The sequence below is a fragment of the Streptomyces diversicolor genome, assembly GCF_057537855.1.
The window spans coordinates 120,906-134,902 of record NZ_BAAJXA010000001.1 but is presented as its reverse complement, the minus strand read 5'-3'; the positions used below and the strand labels follow the sequence as shown (position 1 = coordinate 134,902).

Below are 13,997 nucleotides of genomic sequence, written 5' to 3'. Positions count from 1 at the left end.
GCCGGAAGAGCCCGCAGCGGGGGACGAGGGTGGATTCCCGTAGCAATGTGCCGCATCCGTGAGGCCCGGTCCATCGAGGTTTTCTTAACCGCCGCCACAGCTTTCCTTCACACCCCGCCGGTTCCGTGGGTGTGCGGGGCTCACATGTGGGCGCCATGGCTCGGCGCGCGGGCCGGTGCGTGCGCGATCAGATGGCGCACGAGGGTGAGCAGCGTCTGGATGCCGGAGCTGGAGATGCGCGCGTCGCAGCGGACCACGGGGATCGCCGGATCGAGGTCGATGGCGGCGCGCACCTCCTCGGGCTCGTAACGGTGGGCGCCGTCGAACTCGTTGACGGCGACGACGAAGCCGAGGCCGCGCTCCTCGAAGAAGTCGACGGCCGCGAAGCAGTCCTCCAGGCGGCGGGTGTCGGCGAGGACCACCGCGCCGAGCGCGCCCTCGGACAGCTCGTCCCACATGAACCAGAAACGTTCCTGGCCGGGCGTGCCGAACAGGTACAGCACGTGCTCCGGGCCGAGCGTGATGCGGCCGAAGTCCATCGCCACGGTCGTGACGACCTTGTTCTCGATGCCGTCGAGGTCGTCGGTCCCGGCGCTGACCGTGGTGAGCAGTTCCTCCGTGCTGAGCGGCGCGATCTCGCTCACCGCGCCCACGAAGGTGGTCTTGCCCACTCCGAACCCGCCCGCCACCAGGATCTTGAGCGCGGTGGGGAACGGGTCACAGCTGTCGTCGTAGTCCATCGAGCACTGCCTCCAGCAGAGACCGGTCAGTGGGGTTGTGGTGGAAGGCGGGGGGCTTGGCGGTCAGCGCCCCGCAGTCGACGAGATCCGCGAGGAGCACCTTGGCGACCGCGGCCGGCAGCCGCAGATGCGCGGCGATCTCGGCGACCGAGACGGGTGCGCGGCACAGGTCGAGCGCCTGGGCGTGCTCGGGGCCGAGATAGCCGAGGGGCCCGGCGCCGGTGGCCATCACCTGGGACATCAGATCGAGCGCGACGGTGGGCCGGGTGCGGCCGTTGCTGACCGTGAACGGGCGTACGAGCCGTCCGGCCGCGTCGTCGAGCCACGGCCCGTCACCGGCCGCCGTCACGCTCAAGGCGTCATCGCCGGGGGCTCACCGGCGTGCTGCCGTGCCGCGGTCACCAGGTAGGGGCGGACGCTCTTGACCAGCATCGCCATCTCGTAGCCGAGCACCGCGGCGTCGGCCTCGCGGCCGGCCAGTACGGCGAGGCAGGTGCCGGAGCCGGCGGTGGTGACGAACAGCAGGGTCGAGTCGAGTTCGACGACCACCTGGCGGACGTCCCCGCCGTCGCCGAACCGGGCGCCCGCGCTGCGGCCCAGCGAGTACAGGCCGGAGGCGAGGGCCGCCATGTGGTCGGCGCTGTCGGGGTCGAGGCCGTGGACGGACTTCACCAGCCCGTCGCAGGACAGCAGCACGGCGCTGGTGGTGTGCGGTACGCGCTGTACCAGGCCGCTCATCAGCCAGTCGAGGTCGGATACCCGGGCGGTCGGCGCATCGCTCGCCATGGTGGATCGACTCCTTGGGTTCGGGCTGGGTGTGGGGGTGAGGGTGGGGGTGGGGACGGGGGGTGGCGTGGGGTCGGGGGCGGCGCACCGGCCGTCGTGGGGGCGGGTGTTGCGGGGGACGTCGGGGTGGGTGGCGTCATCCGGTGGGTGCGCTCCCGTCGGGGCGGACGGCCGGATCGGAGACGAGCGCGTGGGGGTACGGCTCGGCCGTGGGGGCGGCGTGGGTTTGGTCCGGCTCCATGTGGTCCGCCTCCGCACGGGCCGCCGGCTCCATGTGGGCCACCTCCGTGGAGGCCGCCGCCTCCGCGTGGGCCGCCGCCTGCATGTGGGCCGGCTCCATGTGGGCCAGCTCCATGTGGGCCGCCTCCGCGCGGGCCGCGCTCCTGGGGGCCGGCTCCGCGTGAGGGGCGCCCGCGTAGGGCTCGTTCGCGTGCGGGGCGCCCGCAGGGGATTCGTGTGTGTGGTGTCCGTCCGTGTGGGGCTCGTCCGCGTAGGGCGTGTTTGTGTGTCCTGCGTCTCTGTGGGTTCTCTCCGTGTGGGCCGCATCCATGGGGAGGGCGTGGGTGTGTGTCACATAGGTGTGCGTCAGGTGGGCGTCGGCCGTGACGTCGCGGGGTACATCCATGTGCCATGCGTCTCTGTGCGGCACGTCCGTGTGGGGAGCCGCGACGGGCGCTGCCGCCGTGTGTGCCGCCTCCGTGTGCCTCGCCTGTACGGGCGGCTCCTCCATGTGGGCCCCCTCCCTATGGGCCCCGTCCATGTGAGCCCCGTCCGTGTGAGCCCCGTCCATGTGGGGCGGCTCTGTGTGCCGTGGCTCCGTACGTGTCTGGGTCGGCTGCTGGGGCCGGCTCTGTGTCGACTCCGTGTACTGCTGCGCCTCGGCGAGCCCGATGCCCCGTTGGAAGGCCGCCATCAGGCCGGGATCGTGTCCGGCGGGAGTCTCCCGCTCCGGGCGGGGCGCGGGGCCGCCGCGCAATTGGGGCGCGATGTGTTCCTGGGCTCGGCGGCGTGGCAGCCGGGGCCGGTCCATGGTGCCGCGCACGACGCCGACGTGCGGGGTGGGTGTCAGGCTCGCCTGCCGCTCGACGGCCCATCGGTCGCCGGACCGGATGCCGGGGACGGCCTCCGCGGGATTGGGCCGCTCCTCATGAACCCCGCGCACCGGCAACGGCGCGGGCCCGTCACCGGCGGCCGGCCCCATGACCCCGGCGACTCCCCCCACCTCCGCAAACCCCATGCCCCCGGCAACTCCCCCGGCCCCGGCGCTCCCCACGACCCCGGCGGCCTGGGCGGCGGCACCCGTGACCTCGGCGGCTCCCACGACACCGCCGACCCCCGCGACCTCCCCAACTCCCGCAACCTGCGGGACTCCAGCGACTCCCTCCGCCCCGACGTGCCGCGTGACGTCCCCAACTCCCGGCGCCCCGACGACCCCCAGTGCCTCCGCAACTCCCGCAACTTCCGCAACCCCAACGGCTCCCGTGCCGCCGACGGCTCCCGGAGCCCCCGCAACCTCCGCAACTCCCGCAGCCTCGGCGGCTACCGAGTCCCCTGCGTCTCCCCCGGCCCCGGCGACCCCCGCGGCCTCACCGACTCCCGCCGCCCCGGCGCCTCCCGCGGCCCCCATGACGTCCGCGACCCCGGCAACCCCGACGGTTCCCGCAACCCCAACCGCTCCCGGGACGCCCGCGTATCCCGCCTCTTCCGCCGCTGCCGCCGAGTCGCGTTGCGCGTGGCGTCCTCGGCGGGCCGGCGGCTGGCTGGGAACGGCCGGTCGTTCGGTCGTCGTGCCCGCCGGTCCGTCGGCCGGAGGCTCCGTCGGCGGGCGCCACGCCTCGTCCGGCGTCCCGGCCGGGGAAGCGTCAGCCGCCGTACCCCGGGTGCCGGTCTGCGCGCACGGTCCCGTGCCCAGCAGTGCCTGCGGGAGGACGACCACGGCCTGTACGCCGCCGTAGATGTTGGTCTGCAGGCGGACGTTGATGCCGTGGCGCCGGGCCAGCTGGGAGACCACGAAGAGTCCGATCCGGCCGTCCGCGAGCAGGCTGGCGACGTTGACCTGGTCGGGGTCGGCGAGCAGGGCGTTCATTTTCCGCTGCGCGACGAGCGGCAGTCCGAGGCCGCGGTCCTCGACCTCCACGGCGAGCCCGGAGGTGACGAGGTCCGCGCGGAGCAGCACCTGGGTGTGCGGGGCGGAGAACACGGTGGCGTTCTCGACGAGTTCGGCGAGCAGATGGATGACGTCGGCGACGGCGTGGCCGCGCAGTTCGCCGTCGATCGGCGGGACCAGTTTGACCCGGGAGTACTGCTCGACCTCGGCGATGGCGGAGCGCAGCACCTCCGTCATGGACACCGGGTTGCTCCACTGCCGGCGGGAGACGGCGCCGCCGAGCACGGCCAGGTTCTCGGCGTGGCGCCGGATGCGGGTGGCCAGGTGGTCGACGTGGAAGAGGCCCTTGAGCAGGTCGGGGTCCTCGATCTCGTTCTCCAGTTCGTCGAGGGTGGAGATCTCCCGGTGCACGAGGGACTGCAGCCGTCGGGCGAGGTTGACGAAGACCTCCAGTTTCTGCTCGCTGCCGGCCTGGCTGGAGAGCTGGGCGGCCTGGACGACGGCGTGCACGGCGCCGTCGTGGGCGCGGCCCAGGTCGGCGGCGAGCAGTTCGAAGTCGTCGGCGTCCGCGGGCGGTCTGCGGGGCGGCTTGCGCCGCGGCGCTCCCTCGCCGCGGCGCAGCGCCTCCACGAGGGCGAGCAGGTCGCTCTCGCCGCGCGCGGTGCTGCGGCGCAGCGCGGCGACGCGGTCGCCGACCGCGCGGGCGGCGCGGTCCGCGGCCACGGCGGCGACGGCGATGCCCACCACGGTCACCGAGGCCGCTGCGGCCAGCACGCCCCACAGGGCGAGTCCGGGTCGCGCGCCGGTGGCGCGGACGGTGAACAGGACGGCCGCGCCGGCGCCGAGGGCGACGGCGAGGGGCGGCAGCACGGCGAGGCGCAGGAGTTGGGGCCGTAGGCGCGGCTCGCGCGGCGCGGGTACGGGGCGGGTCGCCGGTCGCCCGTGCCGGCCGCCCTCTCGGCGGGCGGCACGGGCGGCCGGTGCACGGAGGTGAGACATCGGTGTCCTCGTACTGGTCCGTCGGGCCTGTTTCCTCGCGCGGGGTGCACGACGTGGGCATGCGCCATCGCGGTGCCGGTCGAAGGGGCCGAGGACGTGGGGCGTCCGGCCCTGCCCGGCCGACGGACACTGACAGTAGTCGTCTGTGCCTCGTGCGCGATGGGCAGTTGGCAAAGTCCCCCGTCGAGGGTCCCGCTCTGGTATGAGGACTCGTACGACAGCGCGACAACCTCGCGGGGGACGCAGAGCCGAACCGAAAGTGACCGGTCCGACCTGGTCGGAAGCGATCAGGAAGGGGCGGCGGGGGTCGGGAGGCCGCTCGCTCCGCGGCCCGCATCACCCGTCCGTTTCCTCCCTCTTGTCCGTGCCCGGCCGTCCGGGCGGGTGCGCTCCCGCGGGGCGAGGCTCCGGGCTCCCGCCCCGAAGCGTCACCGGCCGTGTCCGCCGCGCCGAGGTCTCCCACCGACGGACAACCGGACCCCGGGGCCGTCAGCGGGCCGCGTCCCCGTTCACGGCGCGGCCGTTCGACGCCCCTCGTCCACGGGAGTTCCGCGCCACACCCCGTCCCCATGCCCCATGGCCCCGCCGCTCGCCCGCCGGGAGTTCCGTGTCCCGGACCGCCCCGAGCCCGCCGGGGCTTTCCTTCGCCCCTGGTGCCGCAGCCGCGCGCCGGACGCCGGTCGCCGTCCGGGTTCCGCCGCGCGCGACCGCCCGCCGATTTCCGGCACGAGGGAAACCGGGCAAACGGGCAGCGCCCGGTCGGCCAAACGGGCAGCGTTTGCCGGGAAACGGGCGGCCGACCGGCACCGAACCGGGAAATGCATTGCGTGGAGGAGAAGTTGCCGGCGGCCCTGCGGCATGCGCCGTACCGGGCCCGTCGGAAAAGTTCAGAGCTTTGTCTGAGGTTTCCGTGCCCAATTTGCCGTCTTTCCGAAGAAGAGCCCCCAGGCGAAAGTGATATGACGTGAATACAGTTCCGCCAAGCGCTTCATCAGTCCCCCCTTGCCCGACCCGAGTGCGTCTTGGAGCAGAGCATGTCCCATGTTCCCTCGGATGCCCGGCCCGCCGTCCCCCTCGCCGAGCGTCATCGAGCACGCCTGTTGCGCTATGTGACGCGGTACGCCTCGGGCGACCGGCATCGCGCCGAGGACATCGTGCAGGAGACCATGCTGCGCGCGTGGCTCACCACCGACGAGCTGGACCAGCAGGGCGACCAGCGCCTGCAGGCATGGCTGTTCCGGGTCGCCCGCAACCTGGCGATCGACGCGCACCGCCGGGACCGGGCGATACCCGTGGGCATCAGCCCCGACGACCTCCCGCACCCGGCACACACCACCGGCGACATCGCCGATCTCGTGGTGGAGCGGCACATGGTGCACGGAGCCATGGCGCGGCTGACGCCCGAGCACCGTGAAGTGCTGTACCACGTCCACCTCGACGACCGTACCCGCGCCGAGGCCGCCCGCGTGCTCGGTGTGCCGCAGGGCACGGTCAAGTCGCGCAACCACTACGCGCTGGAGGCCCTGCGCCGCGAGTTCCGGGCCGCGTGAAGGGGAACGACCGCCGATGAGAAACACCGACCCCTTCGTCTGGTTCCGGCAGCACAGCGACGCGCTGTTCCGTTGGCTCGGCATCATCGGACTGGCCGTCCTGTGCTTCGTCCTGCTGCAGTACTGGGCGATGCGGTGGGGCGGCTGGCGCGCCTGGGCTGCCCGGCTGGGCCGGGAACTGGCGCTGACGGCCGCCGCGTTCGCCGAGCCGCCGCGGTCCTGGCTGCGGCACCGCAGCGCCCTGCGGCTGCTGGTGCGGCGGCTGCGCGAGCCGGCGACCTGGCAGGACGCGGAGCGCGCCCTGGCCGCGGCGCGCGCCGCGGACCTGCCCAAAGCGCCCTACGCCGCCCTGGTCGGCGCCCGTACCGTGACCGTGCTGCTGGCCGGCCGTGAGGCGCCCGAGCCCTGGACCGTCGCCCGCGCCGACCTGCCGCCGGTGACCCCGCAGGCGGCCGGCGCCCGCCCGATCGTGGTCGCGCTCGGCACCCAGCGCGACGGCGGCGAGCAGCAGTGCGTCTTCCTCGATCTGGCCGTGGGACCGCCGGTGCTGTCCGCGGCCGGTGACGGAAAGGCCGCTCGGGCCCTTCTCCAGGCGCTCGCCGCGCAGTTGGAGGCGCGGCTGCCGCGTCCCCTCGTGGTCGTCGCGGAAGGCGTCCACCGCCGCCACCCCGGGCAGCCGGTGCGCACCGCCTACCGGTCCGCGCGGGACACCCGGCACCGGCTGGGCCTGGCCCCCGTGCTGGTCACCACCGAACTGCCCGATCCGCTGCCGCCGGAGCTGGCGGCGCCGCCCGGCGGCGAGCCGGTGCTGCGGGTGCTGGTCCTCGGCGAGGCCCGGGGCTACGCACGGCTGCTGGTCACCGAGCGGCACGGCCGGGTCGCCGTCATGGGCACCCCGTTGGTGCCGCGCTGCGACGGGCTGGGCAGGGCCGTGGCCCGGGTGCTGGACACCCTGCCGCCGGTGCTGGTGCCCGCGTCGGCCGCGCAGGCGGCCGACGATCTCCTGGAGGACACCGACCTGTTCGAGGAGGAGACGGAGCAGGAGCGGGCCGGCGTCCGGGGGCGGCCGTCCGCCGCGGGCGCCGGCCGCCGTGCCGACGAGGGCGCCGCGGAGCAGTCCGCACCCGCCCGTACCGCCCCCCGCACCACGGAGCCGGCCCCGGCCGCGAAACGGACCGCCACGTGAAACTCACGCTCACCACGATCGACTCCGCCGCCCGGCGCGCGGATCACCTCCTGGACCTGCCCGAGGGCGCCACGGTCGCCGAACTCGGTGCCGCGCTCGGCGCGCGGCGGCTCTATCTCGGCGACCGGCCGGTCAGTCCCGATGCGACGGTCGGGGCCAGCGGCATCCGCGCCGGAGCCGTCCTCGGCCTGGGCGCGCCGGTGGCGTCGGGCACCGCGGCCCGGGTCTGGGAGCCGCCGCCCGGTGACCCGGCGCTGGTGGAGGTGCGCCATGTGGGCGGACCCGGCGCGGGCCGTACCTGGCGGCTGGGCCCGGGCAGCCACGAGATCGGCACCGACCGCGGGTGTGCGCTGCGGCTGACCGGCGGGCACGCTCCCGAGCGCGGGGTGTGGGTGACCGTGGGCACGGACGGCACCGTCACCTTCCGGCTGCCCGGCGACGCCGATCCGGCACGGCACGGGCTGCGCAGCCTCACCCCGCCCCCGCCGGTCGACCCCGAGACGGGCACCCCGCTGACCGCGGAGGAGCCGGCCGGGCCGGTGGACGGCGGCCCCGGCGGACACACCCCGGAACCGGCACCGCCCGGCCCGGACGGGCTGCCGACCCCGCCGCCGCTGCCCGCGCCGGGTCACCGGCCGCCGCCGGACGACGGTTCGAACGACTGGCCGCCGTACGCCGATCTCGCGCTCGGCGACCATCTGCTGCGGCTGGCTGACCCGTTCGAGCCGGACGCGGCCGTCAATGTCTCGGCGGACGGGTTCGCGGTGGAGTACAACCGTCCGCCGCGCATCACCCCGCACCTGGACACCGAGTCGATCCGGATGCAGGGCCCGCCCGGCGAACGCAAGAACCGGCCCTTCCCGTTCGTGATGTTGATGACGCCGCTCGTCATGGGGCTGGTCATGATGAGCCTGTTCCGCACCTTCTACTTCGTGGTGTTCATCTTCTTCACGCCGCTGATGGCGATCGGCAACTGGCTGACCGGGCGCCGTTCGGGCCGCAAGCAGCAGCAGGAGGCGCTGCGGCTGTACCGGCTGCGCCGGGCGGCCCTTGAGCTGGAGGTCCGGGACGCCATCCTGGACGAACGCGAGCTGCGCAACCTGACCTTCCCGGACCCGGCGACCGTGCTGCTGACCGCGACCGGTCCTGGCGGCCTGCTGTGGCAGCGCAGGCGCCGGGACCCGGACCATCTGACGCTGCGGCTCGGCACGGTCACCCGGCCGTCCCTGAAGCGCATCGACGACCACGCCCGGGAGGCCAACCACCGGCAGGTGCACTGGCGGCTCGCCGATGTGCCCTACGGCCTGGAACTCGCCGACCTCGGTGTGGCGGGCATGGCCGGGCCCGGTGGGCTGCCGCGGACGCTGGCGCGCTGGGCGGTGGCGCAGGCGGCCGTGCTGCACAGCCCGCGCGACCTGCGGATCGTCGTGCTCACCACGGAGGAGCACGCGGCACAGTGGAACTGGGTGCGCTGGCTGCCGCACCTCGGCTCCGGGCGTCCTGGCGGCCTCGTCGCGGTCGGCAACGACCCGGAGAGCACCGCGCACCGCGTCAACGAGCTGGTGGCCGACATCCAGGCCCGTACCACCGCACGGGGCAACAGCGCGCTCGGGCACAGCCTGTCGCGGGAGCCGGACGTGCTGGTGGTGCTCGACGGGGCGCGCCGGCTGCGGGACGTGCCGGGGATGGTGCAGGTGCTCACCGAGGGTCCGGGTGTCAGGGTGTTCGGGCTCTGTGTGGACGAGCATCAGCGGCTGCTGCCTGAGGAGTGCACCGCGGTCGTCACCACCGAGGGCAACCGGCTGACCGTGCGCACTTCGGGGGTGCCCGTGGTGCAGGAGGTGCGGGCGGATCTGGTCGAGCCCGAGTGGTGCGAGGAGGTGGCGCGCGCGCTGGCGCCGGTGCGGGACGTGACCGTCGACAGCGACTCCGGGCTGCCCTCGGATGTGCGGCTGCTGCCGCTGCTGGAGCAGGAGCCGCCGGATCCGGCCGCGCTGCTGGCCCGTTGGGCGCGCCGGCCCGCGTCGACCGGGTTCGTGCTGGGCGCGGGCTACGAGGGGCCGCTCCGCCTGGACCTGGTGCGCGACGGCCCGCACGGGCTGATCGGCGGCACCACCGGGTCCGGCAAGTCGGAACTGCTCCAGACCATGATCGCCTCGCTGGCCGCGGCCAACCGCCCGGACGAGCTGACCTTCGTCCTGGTCGACTACAAGGGCGGCAGCGCCTTTCGGGAGTGCGCCGAACTGCCGCACACCCTGGGCATGATCACCGACCTGGACGGTCATCTCGTGCAGCGCGCGCTGGCCTCGCTGGACGCGGAACTGCGGCGCCGGGAGCGGGTGCTGGCCGAGGTGGAGGCGAAGGACCACGCCGAGTACCGGGCCAAGCGGGCGCGGAACTCCCAGGTGCCGCCGCTGCCCCGGCTGCTGCTCGTGATCGACGAGTTCGCCACCCTGGTGCGCGAGCTGCCGGACTTCGTCCCCGGGTTGATCGGGCTGGCGCAGCGCGGGCGTTCGCTGGGCCTGCACCTGATCCTCGCCACGCAGCGGCCCGGCGGCTCGGTCAGCCACGAGATCCGGGCCAACACCAACCTGCGGATCGCGCTGCGGGTCACGGACCGCGCCGAGAGCCAGGACATCATCAACGCCCCGGACGCGGTCAGCATCTCCCCCGCTCTGCCCGGTCGGGCACTGGTGCGGCGCGGCTCGGACGCGCCGACCCCGTTCCAGACGGCCTGGGCCGGAGCCGAGCGCGAGGGTACGTCCGCAGCGCGCACCGCCTCCGCACGGCCGGTGCGCGCGGTGGAGGTGGCATGGCAGCGGCTGGGCCGGCCCACGGAACTCACCGACGGCGAGGACGAACAGCTGGTGGAGGTCTCCGCGCAGGAACCGGTCACCGACCTGAGGGTCCTGGTGGAGGCGATCCGGCAGGCGGCCGGGCTGCTCGACGACTTCGTGCCGCAGCCCAGCCCCTGGCTGCCACCGCTGGCCGACCGGGTGGACGCGGCGGACCTGCCGCCGGTGCCGCCCGTACCGCCGGGAGCCCTGCCGCCGGTGCCGTACGCGCTGCTGGATCTGCCGCAGCTCCAGGAGCGGCGGCTCGGCACCATCGACTTCGCCACGTTCGGGCATCTGTATGTGATCGGCTCGCCCCGCTCGGGCCGCACCCAGGTGCTGCGGACGGTGGCGGGGGCGGCGGCGCTCGCCATCTCCACCGCGGATCTGCACGTGTACGGCATCGACGCGGCCGGCGGCGGCCTGAGCGTGCTGGAGTCGCTGCCGCACTGCGGGGCGGTGGTCTCCCGGCACGACACCGAGCGGCTGGAGCGGCTGATCGCCCGGCTCAACACGGAACTGACGGCACGTCAGCGGTTGATCTCGCAGCAGGGCTGTGCCGATCTCGCCGATCTGCGGGCCAAGCTGTCCAAGGAGCGCCGGCCGGCCCGGCTGCTGCTGCTCATCGACGGCTGGGACGCGCTCGGCGCGATGCTCGACGACTACGACGGCGGCCGGGTCTACGCCGAGGTGGTACGGCTGCTCAGGGAGGGCGCCGCGGCCGGCATCCATGTGATCGCCACCTCGGAGCGGGTGCTGCTGGGCGGCCGGCTCGCCGCGCACAACGACCGCCGGCTGCTGCTGCGGCAGGCCGATCCCAGCGACTACAACGTCGCCGGTCTCAGCCGCACCAAGGTGCCGGCGCACATCCCGCCGGGGCGTGGCTGGCTGGCGCCTGAGCGGATCGAGGCGCAGATCGCGCTGCTGCCCGCCGAGGACGGCGCCGACCAGGCGGACGCGGTGCGCGAGATCGGCCGGCGTGCCACCGCCCGGGACACGGCGGTCAGCGACGCGCGGCGTCCGTTCCGCATCGAGGAGCTTCCGGCGATGATCGGGTTCCAGGAGGCCATGGACCTGGTTCCGCAGGCCCACCGCCGGCCGCTGTGGGCGCTCATCGGGGTGGGCGGTGACGCCGGTGAACCGCTCGGCTACGACTTCGCCGCGAGCGGTGGGTCGTTCATGGTGGCCGGGCCGCCGCGCACCGGGCGCAGCACCACGCTCGCGTCGATGTGCGTGTCGCTGCTGCTCGGCGGTACGTCCCTGGTCGTCCTGGCGCCCCGTGAGTCGCAGCTGCGGCAGTTGGCGGCGCACGACCTGGCCCGGGTGATCACGGATCCGGATCCCGCCGCGGAGACGGTGAGCGAGGCGCTGCGGGCGGTGGCGGGGCGGCCGGTGGTGGTGGTCGTGGACGACGCGGATCTGCTGCTGAGCTGCCGGGCTGACAAGGTGCTGCGGCAGGTCGCCACGTCGGGGCGCGACCACGGGCAGGGGCTGCTGCTCGCCGGTCTGCCGGAGTCGATGAGTTCGCTCGGCTGGGTCGGCATGGCGCGGCGGTCGCGGCGCGGCATTCTGCTGGGGCCGAAGAGCATCGGCGAGGGCGATCTCATCGGGGTGCGGATCTCCGCGGAGCAGGTGCGCACTCCGCTGGTCACGGGGCGCGGCTGGACGGCGAGCGAGACGGGTACGGCGATCACTGTGCAGGTGCCGCTCACCGTGCTGAGCGCTCCGCCGGCTGGACCGTGACACGCCGCCGCCCGCGTACGTCGGCGTCGTGACCGGCGTCCGCTGGGCCGGTCCGTCACCCGCTTGCGGCGGGTCGCCCCCGCGGGGCCGGCCAGGTTACGCCGTCACTCGTCTGCGGCACCATCGTGGCTGGTCGCGCAGTTCCCCGCGCCCCTTCGGGGCGCCAGCTGCGGCAGCAAGGTGACTGGCGTCCGCCGACACGGCCGTGACGCGCCGCCATCCGTCTGCGGCAGCATCGTGGCTCGTCGCGCCCGCGCGGCGGAGCCACACAGTGACACAGCCCCGCGCCCCTTCGAGGCGCGGGGCTGTGTGGGGTCAGTTGTTGTTCTGGTTGGCTGCGTTGGTCACGTCGGTGGCGATTGTCTGGTCGGATTCCGACAGGGACTTGGCGATGTCGTTGAACGTGTTCGCGTACTCCTGGATGTTCTTCGCCGAGGTCTTCATCTGGTTGCTGAAGTCGGTGTACGCGTTCTGCAGTGCGGGGCTGGCCTTCTCGAAGACGAGGCCGTCCTGGAGCAGCCCGCTGACGGTGGTCTCCAGGTTGGTCAACTCGCTGGAGATGTCGGTGAGTTTGGTGCCCATGGTGGTGGCGACCCGGGCGATCTCGTCGTAGTCGACCAGGACATCGGGGGTGGTGGCCACGGTGGTTGTCTCCTGACTGCTGGTGCCGGTTGCTGGGGACGACGGGGCTACTGACCGCTGCTGTTGACCTTGTCGGCGATGTCCTGGTCCATGTCCTTCACGGAGTTCATGATCTGGCGGAACTGCTCGGCGTAGCCCTTGATGCTCTCTGTGGCGTCCTTGAGCGAGGTGGTGAACTTCTCGTACTGGGTCTGCAGCGCCGGGCTGGCCTGGGTGAGGACGAGCGCCGTGTCGAGGAGGGTGTCGACCTCGGTCTTGGCCTCGTCCATGCGGGGCACCAGGGTCTCCTCGACGCTGGTGTCCAGCAGGTTGGAGACGCGCTCGATCTCGCCGTAGGACAGGCTGATGTTGGCTGGCACGGGTCGGGTGGCCTTTCTCTTCGGGGGTCGGGGCGGACTAGTCGTCCGATTCCTCGGGCTCGGACCAGTCCTCGTCCGGTCCCGAACGGGTGGAGACGGTGACCTTGCCGTCCTGGTCCGTGGTGGTCATGGTCCCGGAGCCGTCCGTGTCGATCACCACGTCGATGGTGGTCTTCGAGCCGTCGGCGTAGGTGGTCTCCATCGTGTAGTCACGCGCGTCGAACTTGTCGCCCTGCGCCGGGGTGATGATCTCCGGGGCGGAGTGGTAGGTCGTGACGGAGGTGTAGGACTGGCCGTCCGGGGTCGTGATGGTGGAAGTCTCCTTCATCACGTTGTAGTCGTCGTCCAGTTCGACCGTCACGTCGACCTTCCCCTGCTCGTCCTCGTAGTGGTACGAGGTCGGCGGGTCGTCGGCGGGTTTCTGCGGCGCCGGGCCGGGGTCGTCGGGCGCGTCGTCGTCGTTGATCCAGGTCTCGCAGAAGGACGGGGCGTCGTCGGCCCGGCACACCTCGCCGATCTGGGCGTCCGGGTGCTGGTCGAAGTAGTCGGCGGCGCCGATCTTGTCGAGGTAGGCGTCCCAGGCGGTCTTGTCCTCCTGCCAGGCGTCGTACGCCTCCTTCTGTCCGCGCCAGTCGTCCAGGCCGAGGCTCTGGGTCATCAGTCCGGCCGCGGAGGCGAGTTGGGCGTCCGCGTTGAAGAAGGTGTCGGCGACCCCGGAGAAGGTGTCGGCGAGCTGACCGAGCCCGTCCTTGGCCTGTTTCGTGCGGGAACTGGAATGCGAGTAGAACAGGTTGAAGGCGTAGGACAGGTCGGAACTGCCGAACATGGCCTTGCGTTCGGAGCTGCCGGCCTCGCCGGCGTCCTTGAACGCGCCCGTGGCGCCGCCGGAGTCGGCGGCGTCGGCCAGATCGCGCATCTTCTGCTGCACGGTGTGCAGCGCCGTGTAGTCGATGGAGAAGTCGGGCACCGCGCCTCCTGGTCGCTCGCCTGACCCGGTCGTCCCGGTTCGCTGTCCGGCACATCCACGCACCGGAACCCCGGAAAGGTTCAA

Annotated in this window: 9 protein-coding genes and 1 pseudogene; 3 read left to right on the top strand and 7 right to left on the bottom strand. The window is 73.4% G+C overall.

Annotated elements, in window-relative coordinates:
- Positions 1 to 140: 140 nt before the first annotated feature.
- The 4 genes and pseudogenes from AC27LF_RS00525 to AC27LF_RS00510 all read right to left on the bottom strand — a co-directional run.
- Positions 141 to 740, bottom strand: a complete 600-nt coding sequence (locus AC27LF_RS00525; protein ID WP_479662252.1) for a GTP-binding protein — start codon at positions 738 to 740, stop codon at positions 141 to 143.
- Positions 718 to 1,089 (bottom strand): DUF742 domain-containing protein, encoded by a 372-nt coding sequence (locus AC27LF_RS00520; RefSeq protein ID WP_479662259.1) that lies wholly within the window; start codon positions 1,087 to 1,089, stop codon positions 718 to 720. The genes AC27LF_RS00525 and AC27LF_RS00520 overlap by 23 nt, the downstream gene beginning before the upstream one ends.
- A 2-nt stretch (positions 1,090 to 1,091) precedes the next feature.
- Entirely contained in the window at positions 1,092 to 1,526 is a 435-nt protein-coding gene (locus AC27LF_RS00515) for a roadblock/LC7 domain-containing protein (RefSeq protein WP_479662253.1), read from the bottom strand.
- A 1,492-nt stretch (positions 1,527 to 3,018) separates the two neighbouring features.
- Positions 3,019 to 4,632 (bottom strand): annotated as a pseudogene (locus tag AC27LF_RS00510) (sensor histidine kinase); the annotation flags it as partial.
- A 1,034-nt stretch (positions 4,633 to 5,666) separates the two neighbouring features.
- On the opposite strand from AC27LF_RS00510, the gene AC27LF_RS00505 reads away from it, so the two are divergent.
- Genes AC27LF_RS00505 through AC27LF_RS00495 form a run of 3 tightly spaced genes read left to right on the top strand, consistent with a single transcriptional unit; the run spans position 5,667 to position 11,945 of the window.
- Complete coding sequence (locus AC27LF_RS00505; RefSeq protein ID WP_404036381.1) at positions 5,667 to 6,182, top strand: sigma-70 family RNA polymerase sigma factor; 516 nt, start codon at positions 5,667 to 5,669, stop codon at positions 6,180 to 6,182.
- Positions 6,183 to 6,198: 16 nt separating this feature from the next.
- A complete protein-coding gene (locus AC27LF_RS00500; protein ID WP_479662255.1) occupies positions 6,199 to 7,368 on the top strand; it encodes a hypothetical protein in 1,170 nt (389 codons plus the stop codon).
- Entirely contained in the window at positions 7,365 to 11,945 is a 4,581-nt protein-coding gene (locus tag AC27LF_RS00495; protein ID WP_479662256.1) for an FtsK/SpoIIIE domain-containing protein, read from the top strand. The genes AC27LF_RS00500 and AC27LF_RS00495 overlap by 4 nt, the downstream gene beginning before the upstream one ends.
- Positions 11,946 to 12,260: 315 nt before the next feature.
- On the opposite strand, the gene AC27LF_RS00490 is transcribed toward AC27LF_RS00495, so the two are convergent.
- Genes AC27LF_RS00490 through AC27LF_RS00480 form a run of 3 tightly spaced genes read right to left on the bottom strand, consistent with a single transcriptional unit; the run spans position 12,261 to position 13,913 of the window.
- A complete protein-coding gene (locus AC27LF_RS00490; protein WP_479662257.1) occupies positions 12,261 to 12,587 on the bottom strand; it encodes a WXG100 family type VII secretion target in 327 nt (108 codons plus the stop codon).
- Between the two features lie 47 nt (positions 12,588 to 12,634).
- Positions 12,635 to 12,946: a hypothetical protein gene (locus AC27LF_RS00485; RefSeq protein ID WP_404036370.1), complete on the bottom strand. Its 312-nt coding sequence runs from the start codon at positions 12,944 to 12,946 to the stop codon at positions 12,635 to 12,637.
- Between the two features lie 37 nt (positions 12,947 to 12,983).
- Complete coding sequence (locus tag AC27LF_RS00480; RefSeq protein WP_479662258.1) at positions 12,984 to 13,913, bottom strand: serine/arginine repetitive matrix protein 2; 930 nt, start codon at positions 13,911 to 13,913, stop codon at positions 12,984 to 12,986.
- Between the last annotated feature and the right edge of the window lie 84 nt (positions 13,914 to 13,997).

Excerpts from the sequence above, each read along its gene's own strand:
- AC27LF_RS00525 (WP_479662252.1), bottom strand. The coding sequence starts at position 740 with ATGGACTACGACGACAGCTGTGACCCGTTCCCCACCGCGCTCAAGATC.
- AC27LF_RS00515 (WP_479662253.1), bottom strand. The coding sequence starts at position 1,526 with ATGGCGAGCGATGCGCCGACCGCCCGGGTATCCGACCTCGACTGGCTG.
- AC27LF_RS00505 (WP_404036381.1), top strand. The coding sequence starts at position 5,667 with ATGTCCCATGTTCCCTCGGATGCCCGGCCCGCCGTCCCCCTCGCCGAG.
- AC27LF_RS00500 (WP_479662255.1), top strand. The coding sequence starts at position 6,199 with ATGAGAAACACCGACCCCTTCGTCTGGTTCCGGCAGCACAGCGACGCG.